Origin of the sequence: Bacteroides sp. DH3716P, assembly GCF_025914115.1 — a bacterium.
Taxonomy (GTDB): Bacteria; Bacteroidota; Bacteroidia; order Bacteroidales; family Bacteroidaceae; genus Bacteroides; species Bacteroides ovatus.
This window is the reverse complement of sequence record NZ_CP083673.1, coordinates 1831026-1851265: the sequence shown is the minus strand read 5'-3', so window position 1 is coordinate 1851265 and position 20240 is coordinate 1831026. Positions and strand designations below refer to the sequence as shown.

Annotated in this window: 20 protein-coding genes; 6 read left to right on the top strand and 14 right to left on the bottom strand. The window is 44.6% G+C overall.

The genetic code is table 11. The features are described 5' to 3' along the window. Positions 1–92: 92 nt before the first annotated feature. Entirely contained in the window at positions 93–1943 is a 1851-nt protein-coding gene (locus KQP79_RS06460) for a vWA domain-containing protein (protein ID WP_061447716.1), read from the bottom strand. A 189-nt stretch (positions 1944–2132) separates the two neighbouring features. Here KQP79_RS06460 and KQP79_RS06455 point away from each other — a divergent pair, with 189 nt between their 5' ends. Genes KQP79_RS06455 through KQP79_RS06435 form a run of 5 tightly spaced genes read left to right on the top strand, consistent with a single transcriptional unit; the run spans position 2133 to position 6252 of the window. Further along, positions 2133–2789, top strand: coding sequence for a CDP-alcohol phosphatidyltransferase family protein (locus KQP79_RS06455; protein WP_004308290.1), 657 nt, complete (start codon positions 2133–2135; stop codon positions 2787–2789). Continuing rightward, on the top strand, positions 2786–3742 hold the full coding sequence (locus tag KQP79_RS06450; protein ID WP_004301949.1) for a phosphatidate cytidylyltransferase: 957 nt from the start codon (positions 2786–2788) through the stop codon (positions 3740–3742). The genes KQP79_RS06455 and KQP79_RS06450 overlap by 4 nt, the downstream gene beginning before the upstream one ends. Positions 3743–3766: 24 nt before the next feature. Next, entirely contained in the window at positions 3767–4423 is a 657-nt protein-coding gene (locus KQP79_RS06445; RefSeq protein WP_171036012.1) for a lysophospholipid acyltransferase family protein, read from the top strand. Continuing rightward, on the top strand, positions 4424–4996 hold the full coding sequence (locus KQP79_RS06440; RefSeq protein ID WP_004301947.1) for an RNA polymerase sigma factor: 573 nt from the start codon (positions 4424–4426) through the stop codon (positions 4994–4996). After that, positions 4993–6252 (top strand): carboxypeptidase-like regulatory domain-containing protein, encoded by a 1260-nt coding sequence (locus tag KQP79_RS06435; protein WP_004308291.1) that lies wholly within the window; start codon positions 4993–4995, stop codon positions 6250–6252. Before KQP79_RS06440 ends, KQP79_RS06435 begins: the two co-directional genes overlap by 4 nt. A 10-nt stretch (positions 6253–6262) precedes the next feature. Here KQP79_RS06435 and KQP79_RS06430 read toward each other — a convergent pair whose 3' ends face one another. The 7 genes from KQP79_RS06430 to KQP79_RS06400 form a co-directional block, all read right to left on the bottom strand. Then, a complete protein-coding gene (locus tag KQP79_RS06430) occupies positions 6263–7432 on the bottom strand; it encodes a DUF418 domain-containing protein (protein WP_138343360.1) in 1170 nt (389 codons plus the stop codon). Between the two features lie 237 nt (positions 7433–7669). Further along, positions 7670–8542, bottom strand: a complete 873-nt coding sequence (locus KQP79_RS06425; RefSeq protein ID WP_004304792.1) for a pyridoxamine kinase — start codon at positions 8540–8542, stop codon at positions 7670–7672. Between the two features lie 335 nt (positions 8543–8877). Continuing rightward, complete coding sequence (locus tag KQP79_RS06420; protein ID WP_149945402.1) at positions 8878–9459, bottom strand: LutC/YkgG family protein; 582 nt, start codon at positions 9457–9459, stop codon at positions 8878–8880. After that, positions 9456–10841: a lactate utilization protein B gene (locus tag KQP79_RS06415; protein WP_134993228.1), complete on the bottom strand. Its 1386-nt coding sequence runs from the start codon at positions 10839–10841 to the stop codon at positions 9456–9458. The genes KQP79_RS06420 and KQP79_RS06415 overlap by 4 nt, the downstream gene beginning before the upstream one ends. Beyond that, positions 10838–11578: a (Fe-S)-binding protein gene (locus tag KQP79_RS06410; protein WP_134993229.1), complete on the bottom strand. Its 741-nt coding sequence runs from the start codon at positions 11576–11578 to the stop codon at positions 10838–10840. The genes KQP79_RS06415 and KQP79_RS06410 overlap by 4 nt, the downstream gene beginning before the upstream one ends. A gap of 51 nt (positions 11579–11629) precedes the next feature. Further along, positions 11630–12175: a 7-carboxy-7-deazaguanine synthase QueE gene (locus KQP79_RS06405; RefSeq protein WP_004304788.1), complete on the bottom strand. Its 546-nt coding sequence runs from the start codon at positions 12173–12175 to the stop codon at positions 11630–11632. A gap of 21 nt (positions 12176–12196) precedes the next feature. Then, positions 12197–12553 (bottom strand): 6-pyruvoyl trahydropterin synthase family protein, encoded by a 357-nt coding sequence (locus KQP79_RS06400; RefSeq protein ID WP_004304787.1) that lies wholly within the window; start codon positions 12551–12553, stop codon positions 12197–12199. A 129-nt stretch (positions 12554–12682) separates the two neighbouring features. On the opposite strand from KQP79_RS06400, the gene KQP79_RS06395 reads away from it, so the two are divergent. Continuing rightward, positions 12683–13042: a YbaN family protein gene (locus KQP79_RS06395; RefSeq protein ID WP_004304786.1), complete on the top strand. Its 360-nt coding sequence runs from the start codon at positions 12683–12685 to the stop codon at positions 13040–13042. Here the strand turns inward: KQP79_RS06395 and KQP79_RS06390 are convergent. The 6 genes from KQP79_RS06390 to KQP79_RS06365 all read right to left on the bottom strand — a co-directional run bounded on the left by KQP79_RS06390 (position 13012) and on the right by KQP79_RS06365 (position 20213). Next, a complete protein-coding gene (locus tag KQP79_RS06390; RefSeq protein ID WP_008775563.1) occupies positions 13012–13578 on the bottom strand; it encodes an MTA/SAH nucleosidase in 567 nt (188 codons plus the stop codon). The two genes, KQP79_RS06395 and KQP79_RS06390, sit on opposite strands and share 31 nt — an antisense overlap. Positions 13579–13663: 85 nt before the next feature. After that, complete coding sequence (locus KQP79_RS06385; protein WP_138343362.1) at positions 13664–14530, bottom strand: carbohydrate kinase family protein; 867 nt, start codon at positions 14528–14530, stop codon at positions 13664–13666. Between the two features lie 4 nt (positions 14531–14534). Further along, a complete protein-coding gene (locus KQP79_RS06380) occupies positions 14535–15563 on the bottom strand; it encodes a zinc-dependent alcohol dehydrogenase (RefSeq protein WP_138343364.1) in 1029 nt (342 codons plus the stop codon). Then, the gene (locus tag KQP79_RS06375) at positions 15560–16645 is read right to left on the bottom strand and encodes an SGNH/GDSL hydrolase family protein (protein WP_022199508.1); all 1086 of its coding nucleotides are present in this window, start codon (positions 16643–16645) and stop codon (positions 15560–15562) included. The genes KQP79_RS06380 and KQP79_RS06375 overlap by 4 nt, the downstream gene beginning before the upstream one ends. A 21-nt stretch (positions 16646–16666) precedes the next feature. Further along, the gene (locus KQP79_RS06370) at positions 16667–17989 is read right to left on the bottom strand and encodes a mannitol dehydrogenase family protein (protein ID WP_118419013.1); all 1323 of its coding nucleotides are present in this window, start codon (positions 17987–17989) and stop codon (positions 16667–16669) included. After that, positions 17976–20213, bottom strand: coding sequence for a histidine phosphatase family protein (locus KQP79_RS06365; protein ID WP_138343366.1), 2238 nt, complete (start codon positions 20211–20213; stop codon positions 17976–17978). The genes KQP79_RS06370 and KQP79_RS06365 overlap by 14 nt, the downstream gene beginning before the upstream one ends. Positions 20214–20240 lie beyond the last annotated feature (27 nt).

The window sequence follows — 20240 nt, the reverse complement described above, 5'->3', positions numbered from 1 at the left end:
GATTATCCATCTGGAATTCTACGTTCATTCATATCTGCGAATCTTACGCATAGTCATATAGCGTACACTCACAATGACTCCCGCCCGATTTCCTAGTTCTTATTCGTTCTTTCCAATCCTTTGGCAGCCTCAACCAAACGGATGAATTCTCTTCTATATCCTTTATCATCATTATTCAGTCCCTGTTTGGCCAGATTAATCACTTTATCGTAACTGGCATTTCCTTTGAAGTCAGAGTCCCGAAGCAACTGTCCGAACATAGCCACTGCAGAAGCAAAGCGGAAATCAGAAGAAACATTATTACCTTTATTATCAACGAAAGGAAGTTCCATTTTCTTGCTGACATCTTTATCCGGAGCTTTATAACGCAGTTTCACAGTCAGGAGATCATTAGAGCCTGTCGGTTTCACTGTCACTTTCTCTTTCTTCTGATATTTCAGATCGTCTATTTTACCCACATATTCATTCTTTATACCTGTAGGAATCACTTCGTAAAAAGCAGTTACCGTATGTCCCGCACCCATATCTCCGGCATCTTTAGCATCATTATTAAAGTCTTCGTCTTTCAACAGACGGCTTTCGTAACCAATCAAACGATACGCCTGCACTTGGGAAGGATTAAATTCCACTTGCAGTTTGACGTCTTTCGCCACTGTATGCAATGTAGCGCCGAATTCGCTTACTAAAACACGATTGGCTTCCTGCAAGTTATCTATATAAGCATGATTACCGTTTCCCTTTTCTGCCAACACCTGAATCTTCTTATCTTTATAATTACCCATGCCATAACCTAATACGGTAAGGAACACTCCACTCTTACGTTCTTTTTCAATCAATTGTTCCAATCCTTCGGCGGAAGAAACACCCACATTAAAATCACCGTCGGAGCAAAGTATGATACGGTTGTTACCATTAGAGATAAAATTCTTCTTGGCTATTTTATACGCCAACAGGATACCCGCACCACCTGCCGTAGAACCACCTGCCGTCAATTCATCTATCGCTTCACGAATCTTCTGTTTGTCACTACCCAGAGTGGCCTCCAGTTTCACACCGGCACTGCCTGCATAAGTCACGATAGCTACTTTATCTTTATCCCGTAAGTTGTTTACCAACAATTTGAGAGATGATTTCACCAAATCCAACCGGTTGGCTCCCCACATAGAGCCGGAGACGTCAATCAGAAACACCAGGTTAGATGCAGGCAAATTATCCGTCGGAATTTCTCTAGCTTTCAAGCCAATACGCACAAGACGGTGAACCGCATTCCAGGGACATGCTCCGGCTTCCATCGTGATTTTCACAGGATCACTTCCTGTCGGTTTCGGATAATCATAGGAAAAGTAGTTCACTAATTCTTCCGTACGGATAGCATCTACAGGAGGCAATTCACCTTTATTGATAAAACGACGCATATTACTATAAGAAGCAGCATCTACATCAATAGAGAAAGTAGAAAGCGGAGCATCCGACACACTCTTAAATCCATTCTCCTGAATCTGCCCGTATTCTTCCGCATTTACAGCATCATACATGATTCCCGGTGTCGGACATACCGCCATATAAGCAGCAGACACCGATTTAGTAGCCTTTAGCTCATGCCCGTATCCTACCACTACACATTCTTCCAATACCACATCATCAGCTTTCATCTTCACATCCAGCGTAGCCGATTTCACCACCCTTCTCTCTTGCTTATACCCGATATACTGGAACAACAACGTCTCCCCCTTCTTGGCCTGAATGGTGTACTGGCCCTTCATATTCGTTATTGCACCCTTCGAAGTACCCTTGATCTGTACCGAACAACCTACAAGCGGATTTCCATCCTTTGCATCCGTCACCGTACCCGACACAGTAATAACTTGCGCATTCATCCTACCTAAAGAAATAACCGCCATTAGCAGTACGAGCATCATCGCTCTGAATTGATTTGTTTTCATAACTTCTTATTTTAAAATGTTACTATTAGTTCGCTTTTATTATAGAGATGCACATTTCACACAGATTCCATAAATTGCCTGAACTTTTTTTTATCCGGCAGAAAAAAGAGTCATTTCAAAATTCTCACTCATTCCTTTGCAACTCTTAAGATGATGTGTATATTTGCCGATCATAAACATATTATAAATATGAAAAACGAAGTCGACGGAAGGCGGGAAATAGCCTCACGAAACACAGCCTGGGCTACTATTATTGCCCGCAAACTAACTCGTTGGGGTGTCACTCCCAATCAAATTTCCATGATGAGCGTATTCTTCGCTATGGTGGGGTGCCTTCTGTTGATCGGCACAGTCATTGATCCCGGTTTTAACAAGTATGTAGCCTACATTCTGTTCATCGTTTGCATGCAGTCGCGGTTACTCTGCAACCTGTTCGATGGGATGGTAGCTATTGAAGGAGGGAAGAAAAGTGCCAACGGAGATCTCTACAATGATATGCCCGACCGCTTTGCTGATGCTTTGTTCATCATTCCCATCGGATATATAGCAGGTGGATTCGGTATTGAACTGGGATGGCTAGCGGCCCTTCTTGCCGTTATGACAGCTTATTTCCGCTGGATAGGAGCCTACAAAACGCACCAGCATTTCTTTAACGGTCCGATGGCCAAGCAACACCGCATGGCATTGCTCACGCTTGCCTTTGTAGTAGCCACCTGCACCATTCACGCAGGATACGACCGGATGGTATGTCTCATAGCTCTGATAATAATCAACGTCGGCCTTGTCGCAACACTGATACACCGTCTGTACCTCATGTCACACACAACAAACAATGAAATAAAATGAAAGAACTACTGGATATCATATTTCCTACGCTAAGCGATGAATTGATTATCGTCATTTCGCTCATCATCGGACTGCTTGTTACGGCAAGCCTTATTCTTTTTCTCGTAAAGAAGATCTCTCCAAAAACAAATATCAGCGAACTCTCCGCCCGCACGCGTTCATGGTGGATCATGGCGGGCATGTTTATCGGCGCTGTATTTATCAGCTATAACATTTCTTACTTCTTCCTTGCCTTTCTCTCTTTCATCGCTTTCAGAGAACTGTATTCGGTGTTGGGATTCAGAGAGGCAGATCGCGGAGCATTGTTTTGGGGGATATTGGCCATTCCCATTCAATATTACCTTGCTTACCTTGCCTGGTATGGAGCATTCATCATCTTCATTCCGGTAGTTATGTTTCTCGTATTGCCCTTACGACTTGTTTTAAAGGGAGACACCCACGGAATTACCAAGTCGATGGCTCTGTTGCAGTGGATTCTGATGCTTTCAGTATTCGGTATCAGCCACCTCGCTTATCTCCTGTCGCTTCCTGAACTTCCGGGATTCAATGCAGGAGGACGAGGTCTGCTATTATTCCTTGTATTCCTTACGGAAATCAACGATGTTATGCAATTTATCTGGGGCAAACTTCTCGGACGACATAAGATACTCCCGAAAGTAAGTCCGAACAAAACGTGGGAAGGATTTCTGGGCGGTGTAATCAGTACTACCGTCATTGGTTACTTCCTCGGTTTCCTGACTCCCCTCTCCGCTCCCAACGTTATCCTGGTAAGTGCTCTCGTTGCGATTGCCGGATTCTCGGGAGACGTAGTCATCTCCGCCATCAAGAGAGATAAAGGAATTAAGGACATGGGGAACAGTATTCCCGGTCATGGAGGAGTATTCGACCGGATAGATTCTCTGGCCTACACGGCTCCTGTATTTTTTCATTTAGTTTATTACATTGCATATTAAACGGAGGGAATGGAAAAAAGATTCATGCAAGCTGCTGCCATGCAGATTATATATAAAGGTGTATTCCAATGGTTTCTGAAATTGGTTGTAGGAGTTCAGTTCACCGATTGCCAGTTCCTCAAAAAGGAAAAGCAATTCATCATCCTTGCCAACCATAACAGCCATCTGGACACCCTAAGCTTGTTATCTTCCCTGCCCGGAGGACTTTTATGGAAAGTCAAACCCGTAGCAGCAGAAGATTATTTCGGGAAAACCCGCTTTCAGGCTTCCATCAGCAACTTTTTCATCAACACACTGCTAATCAGAAGAAAAGGAGAAAAAGATTCGGAGCATGATCCGATCCGTAAGATGCTTGAAGCCATCGACGCCGGATATTCACTGATTCTTTTTCCGGAAGGAACCAGAGGAAAGCCGGAACAGATGGGAAAAATTAAATCCGGCATAGCCCGCATCCTGTCTCTGCGACCCGAAGTGAAATATATTCCCGTATTCATGACCGGTATGGGACGTTCTCTGCCCAAAGAAAAAATGATATTGTTGCCATATAAAGCATCTATCTATTACGGTATGCCCGCATTGGTAAAGAGTACGGATACGCATGAAATATTAGACCAGATTACAGGTGATTTTGAAGCAATGAAAGAAAAATATCAAGTCATTATTGACGAAGAAGAGGAATAGATGTTGTTTTTCAAAAGAAAAATATCAAAACTATCGGACGAGGAATTACTAATACATTACACGAAGTCCGGTGATACGGAATATTTCGGCGAATTATATAACCGATATATCCCGTTACTATACGGACTTTGCCTAAAATATCTGCATGATGAAGACCGGGCACAGGAGGCGGTCATGCAGTTGTTTGAAGATTTATTGCCTAAATTGGGAAATTATGAGATAAAAGTGTTCAAGCCATGGCTCTACCGGGTGGCAAAGAATCATTGCTTGCAACTTTTACGAAAGGAAAATAAAGAAATTACGTTAGATTATACCGTTAATGTTATGGAATCCGACGAATTTCTGCATCTATTAAGTGAGGAGGAAAGTTCAGAGGAACAACTAAAGGCATTACATCACTGTCTCGAAAAGTTGCCCGAAGAACAACGGACCAGCATTACGCGTTTCTTTTTAGAGGAAATGTCGTATGCCGACATTGTGGAACAGACCGGATTTACTCTGAACAATGTGAAAAGCTATATCCAAAACGGAAAGCGAAACTTAAAAATTTGTATTAAGAAACAAGCCCTATGAAACTATTGGACTACATACGAGGACTCCGCAAAGGAAAAGAGGCACACCGGCTGGAAAAAGAGTCGATGCAAGACCCTTTCCTGGCCGATGCTATGGATGGATACAACCAGGTGGAGGGAAATCACGAACAACGGATCGAGAAACTGCGGATGCAGGTTTCTGCTCATTCGGCAAAGAAAAAGAACACTTATGCTATCACCTGGAGCATCGCTGCGTGTCTGATTATCGGATTCGGTATCAGCAGTTATTTCCTGTTCCTGAAAAAGAGCATGACAGATGAAGTGTTCATTGCGGAAGAGAGTGTTTCCACAAAGTTGGCTGAACCCGCAGCTCCACCAACTCCGGCAATTCCTGCCACTCCAACAGTTCCCGCAACTCCGCAAAAGGAAATCGCATTAGCTACTACAAAGGTAAAAACGGATTCCACTCCTATTTCCGAAATTACTGCGAGACAAGCGGATAAGAAAGATATGATTGCCAAAATCCAAACGACTTCGCAACCACAAGGTGCGCCTGTGGCAGCTGTGCCGATGATGGAAGAAGTCTCGGAAGAGACTGCTGCATTGCAAGAAGTAGTAGCAACGATAGATACTTTCGAATCTGAATCAGATAAGAAAATGAAGATGGCTAAGGTAGCGACTATCCTTCCTCAAAATAACATGATTAAAGGGAGAGTGACCGACGAAAAAGGAGAACCGCTTATCGGAGCCAGTGTGACATATAAAGGAACGAATATCGGAACCATCACAAATATGAATGGAGAATTTTCGTTAGTCAAAAAGGATGATAAGAAACGATTGACAGCTGAATATATCGGATATGATCCGGTAGAAATCCGGGTAGATACCAGCCGGACGATGCTCATTGCCATGAACGAAAACAAACAGACACTCAATGAAGTGGTGGTAGTGGGATATGGCGCTAAGAAAAATAAGAAGTCAACAACCCTCGGAAGTGTTGTGAAGGTTGAGGAACAGGCAGAGAAAGAGATCACTCCACAACCTGTCATCGGTAAACGTAGCTATCAGAAATACCTGAAGGAGAATCTCGTTCGTCCGGCGGATGAAAAGTGCGCACAAGTGAAAGGAAAAGTTGTATTAACTTTCCTTGTTAATAAAGAAGGGCGTCCCTTCTACATCAAAGTAAAAGAGAGCCTTTGCGAGTCTGCTGATAAGGAAGCAATCCGCCTGATCCAGGAGGGACCGGACTGGATTTACGGCAACAAACTTGCAGAAGTAACTGTCAAATTCGAATAGTGGGAAGTCACTAAATCCAAGTACCCTTACGCCATAAGAATTCGAGTGGTCCCTGTTTATGACGGGCAAGCCACCAACGGCTGAATATCAGCTGAACAGTAAAGATGAGCAATGCAATCAGCAGACTTGCCGTTGCTCCGGCATATTTGTACATAGCTAATCCGAATCCATAATAGATGATTACCCCCATAATAGATTGGGAAATGTAATTTGTCAGACTCATACGACCGTAAGGAATCAGCAGACTTTGCCAGCCATATCCTTTCTCTTTCTTAAACCAAAGCAAGGTGAAGATAGAAACCAGGATAATCATAAACGCAAAATTGGCATAGGACGGAACGGCAATCTTATAAGGAATTTGTACGGACGGATTGGTGAGTAAGTCCGGCACAAAAGTTTTCAGGCAATAGAGAGGAATGAATGCGAGGACGGCACCTTTCAACATCTTCTTCCAAAAGCGTACGGATTCTTCGCTCTTTATTAAATATTTCCGGCGCCCCAGTAACATTCCGAACATGAACAGGGCAGCCGTCTGAAACAAACGACCATTTTCCACTTGCCAGATATTGCTGTATAATTGTCCGTCGGAGATGTTGGAACAGAGTACTTCGAAGAAGTTACCATTGGCAGTTGCCTCCTGTGCACGCATAGCATAAGGCATAAAATGACCGATTGATACAACATAGTCTGGATTTATCATCGCATAAATGGCACGTCCCCACTCATAAGGCTGAAGAAGCAGAATGAGGGCAATCCAAAAGACCGTTTTGTCCTTTAGCTTGCACACGGGTATCAACGCAAAACCCACTACCGCATAGAGTAAAAGAATATCCCCGTTATAGAATAAGGCATGTAACTGCGCAAACAGGAAAAGCAAACACATCCGCCAGGCAAATCGTCCGCGGAAGTCTATACCACGTTTCTCTGCATTGTGAAACTGAATGTAAAAACTAAAACCAAACAACAAAGAGAAAGTAGCATACGCCTTTCCCGCAAACAGGAAAAACAGGATGTCCCATGCATATTTATCAATTGTCTGTAACCATGCAGGCACATTCTCCGGTACTAAGAACAGATTATAATGCTCCAGATTATGTAATAATACAATTGCCAAAAGGGCAAATCCGCGCAGAGCATCCACTACTCCAAGACGTTCGGATGTTTTTAGTGTTTGAGTCATTAGTTAGATATAATTATTCCTTTTTTTAATGCCGGTAAAATTAATGGAAATATTTGAAACACAAAAGCTTGTAAACGTTAAAAAGGACTGACTAAAAAGACTGGGAAATTGTTTTTCATCCCTACTTACGTACACTCGCAGATGGGATGGTTATACCAATTCCGTCCTTTTTAGTCAGCCCTTATTCTTTATCTTTACAGTGTGACTTTTTTCTTAGCCGTGAAAACTCTTTATCTTTTATATTAATTCATAACTAGCCATCTGTATTGGCATATCCAAATTATGAAGCACTTTCTCCAATAGAATACCCTCACGGTTGTCATATTCATACCCAAAAGTGGCACGAATACCTTGCAGGATAAACTGTGTGGCACGGTCCAACGCCATCGGCAGACTGTCTCCCTGCATCAAAGAGCCGGTGATGACACTGGTAAAAGTATCGCCCGTGCCGGGATAATGTGCAGGCAGATAAGGGCAGGTCACTTTCCAGTAGCGGTTTCCCTGACGGTTATAAGCATAGACAGATGTTTTATGAGGCTCATCATGTACAGGAACACTGGTGATGATAACCACTTGCGGACCTTTATCGGACAAAAGACGAAGATATTCTTTCAGTTCTTCATCCGTGTTATCTGCTTTATAGGGTTTATCCAATAAATAAAACAGTTCCGTCAGATTGGGGGTAATCACATCTGCTTTCGTGATTAAGTGGCGCATCTCTTTTATCATCTCTCCATCAAAGTTGGTATACAACCGTCCGTTATCTCCCAACACCGGATCGGCAACGATCAGGCTGTCCGGTCGACGAAAGTCCCTGATAAAATCAGAAACAATCTGAATTTGTCTCGGAGAACCCAAGTATCCGGTATAGATAGCGTCGAACTCTACCTCCAGTTTCTTCCATTGGGCAATAATCTTCGGCATTTCGTCCGTCAGGTCGAGGAAGGAGAAACCGGGATATTGCGTATGATTGGATAATACAGCCGTAGGAAGCGGACAGACTTGAAAACCCATGGATGAAAGAATAGGAATGACGACGGTCAGAGATACGCGCCCCATTCCCGAAAGATCATGGACGGCGGCTATTTTCTTTACTTTATTGGCATACATATAATTTATAATTAAACGTTTTACTACTCTTATCCTACAAATTCATTTATCTACTATGGACAAACAGAAACAGATATTCTATTTACATCAAAGGAGATTCGACTATATTCTCCAAAAGACTCTATTACATCCGATGGAAGCCGGACTTTATCCAAACAAAGCCTCTATTTACATCAAACGGAAGCTCTGTTTATATGAAACAAAGGCTCTATTTCTTATCAATAGAGCCTCTGTTTTTACAGCGTCAACGGAGTCTCCATTTCGTTTGTACTAACAAATATAAAACTCCATTGTTTTGAAACCAAATTTATTTTAGAATAATCAACACGGAAACATTAGGTTAATATCACTAACACGTCCCGTGCCCCATGCGCTCCCATCACTAAAGCCTGCTCAATATCAGCAGTCTTTGACGGACCGGAGATGAACGTTCCGAACTGATATTCCTGTCCGTCCAGTTCGCGGTAGGCGTCATACATGGTATCTACAATTTTATTCCGGTCGAGCAGAATGACCAACTTCTCCGAGATAAAATAGATCGCTTTATATTTTACCGTCTGCGGTATCCAGATGGCTCCGTTTTCGGCTACTCCGATTTCTCCTTTCACTACGGCAACATCTGTGCCGTCCAACTCTTTCGGATCATCCAAATTATCGGGATTGAACGTAGCACAGGAAATATCCGGCAATACGGAAGCAATGCGCATAGCATCCGGGTAAGTCCGGCGTATGACCGCATTCACATCTTCCCCTTCGCCCAATACAACTGCCGTACCACCCACCGCACGGCTGATTGCACAGAACTGTTCTATCTTGTCAGGATATGACAATCGTTTCATATCCGCAATATCCGGTTTATCATAACGCGTCTGCGTATGCTGGCGGATGCTGGCTAATACATCTTCTCTACTGCTCATTTGGATTCCTCCTTTCCCTGTACTTTGTTTTTCTTCCACATTTCATTGAACGACTCGCTGGCAAATTCCGGCAGTTCACGTCCCTTTCCCCAATCGTCGAGATCGTTGTATTTCATGAAACGAGGCAGGCCATTTACCACCGGGGCTGCCCACAAGGCTGCGTTGAACAATGCCGGACGCTCCATCAGGAACTTCATACCACCGGACATGATCTTCTTTCCTGTATTGGCTTTCCCCAGTCCGTCCAAATCCTGACGCCATTTGTAAATCTGTTCGGCCAAATCTACTTTCACCGGACAGACATCGGAACAGGACATACACAGAGAACAGGCTGAAAGATTATCATAATACTTCTCCGGAGCATGGGCCATACCCAAGTTGATGCCAATAGGTCCGGGGATGAAGTATGTATAAGAGTAACCTCCACTCCGGCGGTACACCGGGCAGGTATTCATGCACGCACCGCAACGAATACAGTTCAATGTCTTGATATGGTCGGGCTTGGACAGTAAGGCACTCCGGCCGTTGTCTACGATGATAATATGATATTCACCGCCTTCGCGGGGACGGCGGTAATGAGAAGTATATGTTGTCACCGGTTGTCCGGTGGCCGAACGGGCGAGTAATCGGGTGAACACACCCAATGCGTCCAGATCCGGGACGATCTTTTCCATACCGAAAGCGGCAATGTTCAGTTTCGGGTAGGAAGTACCCATATCGGCATTTCCTTCATTGGTGCAGACCACAATGTCACCGGTTGAAGCGACGGCAAAGTTGGCGCCTGTCATGGCGGCTTCGGCATTGAGGAAGAGATGACGCAGGTTCTTACGTGCGGCATGAGTCAGGTAGGTAGGATCAAAGTTTCCCTTTTCCGTGCCCATCTCCTTTTCGAATAGTTCGCCTACCTGTTCCCGTTTGATGTGGATGGCGGGCAATACGATGTGGCTTGGTTCGAGATGCATCAATTGCAGGATGCGTTCGCCCAAATCGGACTCTACGACATCGATGCCACGCTCCATCAGGAAAGGATTCAATCCACACTCTTCGGCGAGCATGGATTTGCTCTTGATGAAATGGTGGATGTTATGCTCATTCAGTATTTCGTAGACGATGGCGCAGTATTCATCGGCATCTTTTGCCCAATGTACGATGGCGCCGTTGGCGGTAGCATTCTTCTCAAACTCCAGCAGAAGTTCTTCGAGGTGGCTGTTGGAGTATAGTTTCAACTCGCAAGCCTTGTTGCGCAACTCTTCCCATTCGGGAACTTCCTTGCTCATCTTGTCCCTTTTGGCACGGACCATCCAAAGGGTTTCGTTATGCCATGCTGCCATCTTGCTGTCCTGCAAGAACTTTTCGGCAGCCTTTGAATGTTTTGTACTCATGATTGCGACGCTAGAATTTCTACAATATGGATAATCTGAATAGGCAGATGCTCCCGTTTGATGACACCTTGCATGTGCATCAGGCAGGAACTGTCCGCTCCGACAATATACTCGGCTCCGGTAGCGATATGATCTTTTACCTTATCACGCCCCATGCAGACGGAGACTGCCTGCTCTTCCACCGCAAACATTCCGCCAAAGCCGCAACACTCGTCAATATGGCTGGGCTCGAATACTTCGATACCTTCTACCAGATTGAGCAGGTCACGCAATTTATTGTAATAAGGGATGTTCAGTTCGGTGGGAGCAGAAATCAACAGTTCGCGAACCCCATGACAGCTATTGTGAATACTGACTTTATGAGGAAAGCGTGCAGGAATTTTGGAAGGTTTCAAGACATCGTGAATGAACTCACAAATATCATAAATCTTTCCCGCACTCTGACAAACATGTCCTTCTTTCTCCAAGATGCCCGGATGATTCTCTTTCACAAATGCCACACAACTGGCGGAAGGACCGACGATGTAATCGTATTCACGGAACAGATCGTCAAAACGGAGTGCCAATTTCATCGATTCATCTTCAAAACCGGCATTTGCCATCGGTTGTCCGCAACAAGTCTGATCCAACGGATAATCGATGTCTACTCCCAAACTTTTCAATAGTCTATACGATGCCACTCCCACATTGGGGTAAATAGCATTGATATAACAAGGAATAAACAAACCTACTTTCATACTATATTTTGTAATAATTTAAGCTTCTTCCGCATCACCCGTCTATTTTGTTCAACGGATGTCGATTAATTTGTGTGTTTGCAGGCTGAGTCTCCATTTGGGATGTCGCATTACACAGTCCACTGTTGAAGCAGTGTTATTACAAGAACAAGGCTGGAGGAAAAAATGTTCGGCCGGAAGTAGTTCAAAAATACTTATATCTTGTCCTTCATAGACCACTTTCACTTCATCCATCCGGTCGATGGCAAGTTTCACCCCTTGTTTGGGGGAGCAGGTCACCCAGTCGATAGCTGCCGGCAGGGGGCGTGTACCGTTGGTTTCGATAGTCACATATTTGCCTGCTTGATGCAAACGGTCGATCAATTCATCGTCTATCCATAAGGAAGGTTCGCCGCCCGTAAGGACAACGGTGACGGCAGGATATTTTTTCACTTCGGCGATTATTTCATCGTCGGTCATCATTTTCCCTTCTTCGTGTTGTGTGTCGCAAAAGTCACATTTCAGGTTGCAGCCGGAAAAACGGACGAAGATGGCCGGAGTTCCGGTATGGTAGCCTTCGCCCTGCAAGCTGTAAAAGATTTCATTAATCTTTCTCATCATCAAAATTTGTTTGGTTTGCTATTCTTGTCCTTCTGCGCCGACGGGATCTTTCTCGTAGATGACAATGTTTCCTTCCGATTCCTGCACTTCTACTTTATAGCATTGAGGAATCTGTTTGCATACCCACCGGGCGATATTCTCCGCTGTGGGATTAAATGGGAGTACTTCGTTCAGATTTTGATGGTCGAGTTTCTCCGTGACCACTTCTTTGATGCGGGTGAAATCTACCACCATTCCTTCGGAGTTGAGCCGTGCGGAACGGCAATAGACGGTGATAATCCAGTTGTGACCGTGTAAACTGGCGCATTTACTGCGATACGGGAGTACCAGCTTATGAGAAGCCGAGATCTCCATGCGTTTGATTACTGTAAACATGAGTGTATGTATTTTAATAGTTACACGCATCTAATGTCACCTCGATGCAACGGCAAAGGTAATATAAAATAGAGTTTTCATCCAGCAAAGAGTGTTATTTTTTCCCTTTTTTTGCACTATCTTTGCCGCATGAAAACTCTATATATTGTTTTAGGTAGTATTTCCCTTGCGCTCGGTATTCTCGGCATCTTTCTGCCGTTACTGCCCACTACCCCTTTTCTATTGCTCACCGCCGCCCTTTATTTCAAAGGGTCACCCCGATTATATAACTGGCTGCTCAATCATCGGCACTTCGGTCCTTATATCCGCAATTTCCGCGAAAACAAGGCGATTCCTCTCCGTGCCAAAATAATTTCTCTCGTATTAATGTGGGGAACGATGCTTTATTGCATTTTCTTCCTAATACCTTTTATATGGGTAAAGATTCTCCTGGGATTGATAGCCGCAGGAGTCACTTATCATATTCTTTCTTTCAAGACATTGAAATAGTGTGATAGTCCCTGCCGTGCATCGGCAAGTTTATCCTCCCAATGTTTCACGGAGTTCTGGCCAATTATGTCAGTCACGTACTTCACGGAAATAAACGGGATTTCTTTTGAACGGCAGACAAATGCCTGTGCGTATGCTTCCATATCTACAACATCTCCGCTAACGTGAGTCAACTCGGTGAGGAAGCCATCTCCTGTATTGCAGATTCCATGTTCCGTCCAATGCGTGCAATAACCTTTTTCTTCGAGCAAAGCTGATGAATCGATCTCACACTCTAAGCCGAACTCTTTCATTTTCTGCATATCACGGTCTATGAACTTGCGACATACAAAAATATCTCCTACCTGATGATTGACTGTTCCGGCACTTCCGATATTGAGCACCAAGTCCGGTTGTACCTGGCGGATTGCCTCTGCCAAATGAAAGGCTGATTTAACTTTACCAATACCTGTACGAACGTAGTAAGGTTCTATATCCGGCCATTTAAGTTCTACAAATTCGCCTTGTACGGCGTAGGTTACTAATATTTTCAACATGGGTTCCTTTATTTCGTAAAAATCAGTTATTTCTGCAAAAATAACTATTTAACTGGAGTTATCTATAAAATGCAATCAAAAGAGATTACTTTTTACTATCCGGCAACGGATTAATAGCCCCCCTTTGTGTACAAGTATATGCCGATACATCTACCGCTTTGCGGTGTGATTCAGCGACCGACGCCCCTCTAAGTATATTCACAACAAAGGTAGCAGTAAACGAGTCGCCTGCACCTACAGTATCGGCCACCTCGACTTTAGGTGTGTTTATGGATGACACTTCCCCACTTGCATCATATATGCCACTACGTACTGCCCCTTGTGTGAATATAACATACTTGAGCGAAAAACGAGCAATGAGTTCTGCGATAGCTTCCACAAAATCAGTAGAAAGAGAAAGAAGAGAAATCAATAACGGCAATTCGTCTTCATTCAATTTGAGGACATTTGCCTTTTGCAAGGACTCCACAATCAAGTCTGTCGAATAAAAATGTTGCCTGATATTAATATCAAACACCTTCAAAGAGGTATCCGGCACGGCATCTATGAGTCTCAAGATTGCAGCACGTGACTTTTCGCTTCGCTGTGCCAAAGAGCCCCAACAAACAGCATCTGCATCGCCGACAAGTTTCATGGTCGCAGGACTACACTCGATAGTATCCCAAGCAACATTCTCAACAATGTCATATTGCGGTACACCGGCCTCATTCAACGACACAAGCACTTTACCTGTCGGCAAAATATTACGGGAAATATATCCTAAATCAAGTCCGGTCTCTTTAAGCACTGTAAACGTTTCATCGCCGAGTTCGTCCTCACCTATTGCCGTAACGGGATATGATTCTGCTCCCAACTCCTTTGCAAAAAAACAGAAATTGATAGGCGCTCCGCCAAGTCTCTTACCTTCCGGGAAGCAATCCCAAACAACTTCTCCTATACCTATTATTTTCATGGTTTTATAGTTTAATAATTATTTTCATGGATGTTGCACTATGCTCGTCTATAAATTTATATGCCTCGTCATACTGCTCGAACGGGAAATGATTCGAAATAAGCGGTTCGAGACGGATAGCTCCCGAACTTACCTGATCGATAGCCGTAAGATAATCTTCATGGCGATACATCATCGTTCCGTTCACCTTCAGTTCGTGCTCTCCCAAATAGAACATATTAAGCGACGGATCCTTGCCAAATACCGCCACTACAACGATGGTACTCCCTTTTTCAATACACTCCATAAGCGAACGAATACTCGACTCAACTCCGGCAACCTCAAACGCAGCTTGAAAATCTTCATCCCCGAAAAGCCTCTTCGCTCCTTCTTTGAGCGGCGTCTTAGCTACATTGAGCGTATCTATTATGCCACATTTACGAGCGATTTCAAGTCTGAAATCACTCACATCGGTAATAAGAACCCGTTTGGCTCCTCTTGCCTTAGCGAACTGCGCCACGAGGTTACCGATTGTTCCGGCACCCGATACAACCACATTCTTACCTTTCAAGTCCCCGCCACGCATGGTTGCATGCGCAGCTACTGCCACCGGTTCTATCATAGCCCCATAATCAAGTGACATACCTTCAGGCAACACCGCAACCCTGTCATCATCAACCACAAAAAAGTCTTGCGCAGCTCCATTTGCCTGAAAAGCCTGCACTCTTAGCTCTTCACAAATATTATACTCTCCCCGCTGACAAGGCTTGCACTTCCCACACGCGAGTTGCGGACGTGCGGTGACAACGTCACCCGCCTTGCAGATCGTAACCGCCGCCGCCGTAGCGACTACCACTGCCGAATATTCATGCCCCTGAACTACCGGATAGAAAGTTGCCGGATGACATCCGTGATAAGAATGTATCTCACTTCCACAAATACCAATTCTCTTAATATTCAGAAGTACCTGATGTTCTTTCAGGTCCGACGCCTTAGGCGCCTCAACCTCACGAAATTCAATATGTTTTGGTTCTACTAATACCGCTTGTCTCATTTTATACCATATTTACTTAAAATTTCTATTACCGGAGTCTCTATCGACTTCGCCCAAAGTGCATATCCATAACTACTTGGATGAGTTCCGTCGACCGATGTCTCATGCGCATCGGAAGCATCAGGCGTAATCAGATAAACGTCTTTATATTTCGGGTTCGTGCGGATTTTTGCAAACAACTCCTCTACGGTTGCCGCCTTAGCCCGTTCTTTCGCATCAAGAACTGTATCAAATGAACGTCGTTCACGATAGATCGTACGCTGAAATATCAACGGAGTAGCCGGATGTGCCGCTATAAGCCGATCGATAAACGGCATCAGGCGCTCTCTTATCAGTTCTGCGTCAGGATTTGAAAAAGTATCGAATATAAAGGCATCAGCCTTGACTTCCGCAAGAACGTCGAGCATGTAAGGTTGCATCAGGCAACGTCCGCTTGTTGCGAGCGACACGACTTGAAGACCTGTATTACGCATAAATTGCATGGGATAACTCATACCGGATCGATCCGTGCTCACTCCCTGCGTAAACGAAGAGCCATATACCGCTATCCTGTGACGAAAATCGGACTTCAACGGTTCGATAACAGCATCGTCATCTATCCCTATCTTACAAGAAATGACCTCCGAATACATCGGCATATACATCATACATTCGTGCATCGTACCATCCATATTCTCAATGAGCGTGAATGTCTCGGTTTTCTCGCCCTTATACGCTTTCAATGAACCGCTTGCCGCATACTGCCATTGACCGTTTGCATTTTTGATATAAAGATCATATCCTTTATAAGAGATCGGCATGGTTGAATGGCTCGAATATACATATCCCCACTTTGTCGTAATCTGTATATTACGCGTGTTCGTTTTAAACAACACAGCCATACCGGCAGAACAACGGAGTTGTCGATTCTCCGTCCTGTTAAAACCTTTATAAACCAATGTATCGACTCTATGATACGGATTGGGAGTCGATTCAAACGGCTTACCTATCAGGTTAAGCGTTGACGCCTCCGTCTGTTTTTGTGCCGAAACCGACAATACGCACGAAAGCGACAGAACAACCGTTATGAAAAACTTCTTCATTGCCTTGGATTTTTTAGTTGTTTACTGTAATAAGACCTTCAACCCTTCTGCTACCTGCATAGCATAAAACTGCTCATACTTTTCCATAAACACAGGGTATTTGTCCAGTCCCAATGACACAAAAGGTGATATCTTCAAGAACTCGGCCGGCGATCCTCCCGAAATCAACTTCCTGTCCGCCGGGGTGATGTGAGGTTCGGAGATAGCTATATTTTCACCGGACTCGGTGCGCGCACCTATCAGGTATTTGCAATAAACAGCTATCAGGAAAGCCTCTATCGAAATATCCTTCCCATCCTGCAACATCTGTTTGAGTATGGGTACCACATAAACCGCAAACTTAGCAATGCCATCGCCGCAAAGCCGTGATACCTGATCGCTGATCGCCTTGTTTGAAAATCGTTCGATAAGCTGGTCTTTATACGCTTCAAGGTCAACGCCCTCGGGAACCGGAACATAAGGAGTAACATCCCTGTTCATAAACAGCTTTATCATTGCACGATACCTCTCGTCTGCCATTACAGCATCGACCTTCCTGAATCCTTCCATATAGGCAGGATAAGAAAGAAGAGTATGTGACGCATTGAGAAGACTTAATTTCATGATTTCATACGGGGTCACATCATGGGTGAATGTAACTCCCACCTTCTCCCATGCAGGACGGCCTGCAATGAAATTATCTTCAATCACCCATTGTATAAAGTCTTCACAACACACATCTGTAACCTTACCCGGTTTTGTTACGGGAGTGATTCGATCCACCATCGAATTCGGGAACGTCACTTTCTTTTTCGCCCACGCTGCCACCTCGGGATATTTCGCTTCGAAGTATGACATAAACGCGTATTTGGCGGCATTGCCGTTCATCTGCATGTTGTCACACGAAAGAATCGTAATCGGCAAATCTTTCTCCATCCGGCGTTTAAGTCCTTCGGCTACATACCAGAACACACTGCGCGATTGGTTAAAATCAACCTTATATCCCCCTTCGGTAATGGTGAGAGAGATGATTTTTATCTCCTCCGATGCTATTTTAGCGATGATAGGCTCACTATCTATTTCCCCCCATGCCAGTTCTACAAGCGAACCAATCAGCATACTATCCTGTTCGCCGGAAGGGCTGCATGTCGTCAACTGATATATGCCGTCGTCTTTCTTGAGGGCGTTGAACAATACCCCGTCCGTAGGCATAATCATGGCTCCGAATACCCCCCAGCATCTTTGTGACGGATCTTCAAGTAATAGATTTGTGTAAGCTTCGAGATGTGCACGATGGAAGTTTCCAACGCCGAAATGTACTATTCCGGCCTTTATTTCAGCACGATTATAATTAAAAGTCTTCATACGATAATTTCAATGTTTCGGCAAGTGATTTTTCCACCTTGTCGCAATGTTCTATATAGAATTTATAAACCTCATTCCATTTGTAATAAGATGCTTCAACCGCTTCCAACGGCAACCGGAGGTCTTTTTCATTCAGCATAAACTTAACTAAAACGTCCGGATTGTCTTCTGATTGGTAAAAGATCATCTGAAGGTTCGCCCCCATCGGAATATCCCAATACTTCCAACTCTGCAACGCTTCTTTGGAATTACTAGCCTCCCGCGCCCACGTTCCGGCTTGCAGATTTGTCAAGATAGCCATCAGAACGCCATCGTGTCCGAAGTTGAGATTGATGCCATGACGCTTGCGAACCAGATCTTCGGCAGATTCGTCTAACAAATGGCGTAACGTGCGGGATGCAAGTCCCCAACTACGCCCGTGAGATACCGGTTCAGGACCTTTCTGCGCAAAATACTTATAGTTCTCGATTTCCCCCCAAGCCAATATTTCCTCTTCTGTAAAAATATCCCATATAGGCACTTGGCGGTCGAGGCATTGCATCAGTGATGCCATTAACCAGAAACGATGGATCAGGTCGTACTTGTCATACTCACTTTCTACTTGTGTTACGTCTATAAACAGTCTTGTAAAAAAAGCATCCACATCCAACTTTTCATCTATATATGAACGATATTTTTTATACCAACTGTTTTCTTTACCGAGTATATACTTATCAAGCGGACTCCTGTCGGGACATACGTTACCGTAGGGATTCAGTGTGGTAAGGAACGAACGGGAGTTGTCTATCTCCGCCCATTCAAGCCCGGGACGCAGCGACAAAATGCCCGAATTTACAGATTGCATGGTGGCTGCCACCCGAAGCACATTCGTTGCGTTAGTCTTCAAATAGGGATGGCCTTCAAATACTTCCGGATAGTTTTGTACCATCCTCCGGCCTATCTCCCTTGTCTGACGATAACCGATTTGTGTCAGATCGCCTTCTTTGTAAAACACATTCTTCTTGAACGGTTCAAGACGTTCGTACAGGGCTTTCCCAAAATCGGTAAGGTTGTTTGTGGCATGAGCTTTCTCCAATACGCCGTATATGGCAGGATAAGTCACCTCATCGTCTATCTGACGCGCTCCGTGACGGAAATAGCCGTTTATATAAAAAGGCGTATATCCTTTGGGTGCCGGCGTAACCGGATGTGAAAGATCGGTCACATAATACACGCCGCCCGCACGTTCCGGGTCCCTGCGTATCTCGTCGAGAGGATTTTCGGCCACCGGCTTTTCTTTCGGAAGAGAGAGTTTGAATATGCAAGGAAGATCAGACGTCTTTTTCGCATTCGTATTGGTATTGACATACATAACCCCGTCTTTGACCACAATATCTTCCGGCTCGTAAATAACCTGTTCCTGCACATTGTATCGGGCAGTAATCGTCCGCCTATCCGTATCGTACACCCGGATGCAGGAAGGACGGCTGTCATCCTGTTTCCCAACTCCGAAGCAAAAATAGATTTTACCATCATGCATACAGCCCGCTTGTGTGAACCATACCTCATAGGGGAACACCACCTGATCGAGAATGTCATTTTCGTCGAGGCGCACCTTTGCCCCCTCACTCAACGACGGTATACGGAATTTGGTGGCGACATACTGGTTTTCCCATGCATGCTTTGTCACCTTCGCCACAGTACGTTTACGCGCCGAGAATATCCATATAAATCCCCGTTCCCGATCGACCAGCCAGCTTGGTGCGCCAAAGATGGGGACATACCCTTTCTCCGCCCACTTCGAGCCATCGAGTTCAATTGTCTGTGCGATTTCGCTGCTAAAACGTTTTCCACGACGGGTGATGCTCTCCACAAAACACAACCATTCCAACTCGCTTCCTACCTTCCCGTTTGTGATATACAAGAGAGGAAACGATGCTCCGCGTTTTGTCTCGACGCCAAAGCATACATTATTTACATGGTTGTCCGGATGGGAGGACGCCAACTCAAAGCCTGCCACAGGTTTCGGATCGGCACTTTTGAAATCATAGATATTCACGTGCCCTCCATCCTCGCACGAGAATATGTAATCATCCCATATTTCAAGTCCTTGCTGTGCCCGCCCACGTCCTTCCTTTGCCAGGAAGACAGAGCACTCTACCTCTTTCTCCGGCTCTACATACAACTGGGCGATAAGGGGAATAGAGATCAGTAAGCACACGACAGACAAATAGATCTTTTTCATAAGTATGCTCTATAAATTTAAAGTATG

What these genes read in the sequence shown, in the direction of transcription:
- KQP79_RS06395 (WP_004304786.1), top strand. Translation starts at nt 12,683, where the DNA reads ATGAAAACTCTATATATTGTTTTAGGTAGTATTTCCCTTGCGCTCGGT.
- KQP79_RS06365 (WP_138343366.1), bottom strand. Translation starts at nt 20,213, where the DNA reads ATGAAAAAGATCTATTTGTCTGTCGTGTGCTTACTGATCTCTATTCCC.
- KQP79_RS06375 (WP_022199508.1), bottom strand. Translation starts at nt 16,645, where the DNA reads ATGAAGAAGTTTTTCATAACGGTTGTTCTGTCGCTTTCGTGCGTATTG.
- KQP79_RS06435 (WP_004308291.1), top strand. Translation starts at nt 4,993, where the DNA reads ATGAAACTATTGGACTACATACGAGGACTCCGCAAAGGAAAAGAGGCA.
- KQP79_RS06425 (WP_004304792.1), bottom strand. Translation starts at nt 8,542, where the DNA reads ATGTATGCCAATAAAGTAAAGAAAATAGCCGCCGTCCATGATCTTTCG.
- KQP79_RS06415 (WP_134993228.1), bottom strand. Translation starts at nt 10,841, where the DNA reads ATGAGTACAAAACATTCAAAGGCTGCCGAAAAGTTCTTGCAGGACAGC.
- KQP79_RS06400 (WP_004304787.1), bottom strand. Translation starts at nt 12,553, where the DNA reads ATGTTTACAGTAATCAAACGCATGGAGATCTCGGCTTCTCATAAGCTG.
- KQP79_RS06410 (WP_134993229.1), bottom strand. Translation starts at nt 11,578, where the DNA reads ATGAAAGTAGGTTTGTTTATTCCTTGTTATATCAATGCTATTTACCCC.
- KQP79_RS06405 (WP_004304788.1), bottom strand. Translation starts at nt 12,175, where the DNA reads ATGAGAAAGATTAATGAAATCTTTTACAGCTTGCAGGGCGAAGGCTAC.
- KQP79_RS06440 (WP_004301947.1), top strand. Translation starts at nt 4,424, where the DNA reads ATGTTGTTTTTCAAAAGAAAAATATCAAAACTATCGGACGAGGAATTA.
- KQP79_RS06460 (WP_061447716.1), bottom strand. Translation starts at nt 1,943, where the DNA reads ATGAAAACAAATCAATTCAGAGCGATGATGCTCGTACTGCTAATGGCG.
- KQP79_RS06420 (WP_149945402.1), bottom strand. Translation starts at nt 9,459, where the DNA reads ATGAGCAGTAGAGAAGATGTATTAGCCAGCATCCGCCAGCATACGCAG.
- KQP79_RS06390 (WP_008775563.1), bottom strand. Translation starts at nt 13,578, where the DNA reads ATGTTGAAAATATTAGTAACCTACGCCGTACAAGGCGAATTTGTAGAA.
- KQP79_RS06370 (WP_118419013.1), bottom strand. Translation starts at nt 17,989, where the DNA reads ATGAAGACTTTTAATTATAATCGTGCTGAAATAAAGGCCGGAATAGTA.
- KQP79_RS06430 (WP_138343360.1), bottom strand. Translation starts at nt 7,432, where the DNA reads ATGACTCAAACACTAAAAACATCCGAACGTCTTGGAGTAGTGGATGCT.
- KQP79_RS06455 (WP_004308290.1), top strand. Translation starts at nt 2,133, where the DNA reads ATGAAAAACGAAGTCGACGGAAGGCGGGAAATAGCCTCACGAAACACA.
- KQP79_RS06380 (WP_138343364.1), bottom strand. Translation starts at nt 15,563, where the DNA reads ATGAGACAAGCGGTATTAGTAGAACCAAAACATATTGAATTTCGTGAG.
- KQP79_RS06445 (WP_171036012.1), top strand. Translation starts at nt 3,767, where the DNA reads ATGCAAGCTGCTGCCATGCAGATTATATATAAAGGTGTATTCCAATGG.
- KQP79_RS06385 (WP_138343362.1), bottom strand. Translation starts at nt 14,530, where the DNA reads ATGAAAATAATAGGTATAGGAGAAGTTGTTTGGGATTGCTTCCCGGAA.
- KQP79_RS06450 (WP_004301949.1), top strand. Translation starts at nt 2,786, where the DNA reads ATGAAAGAACTACTGGATATCATATTTCCTACGCTAAGCGATGAATTG.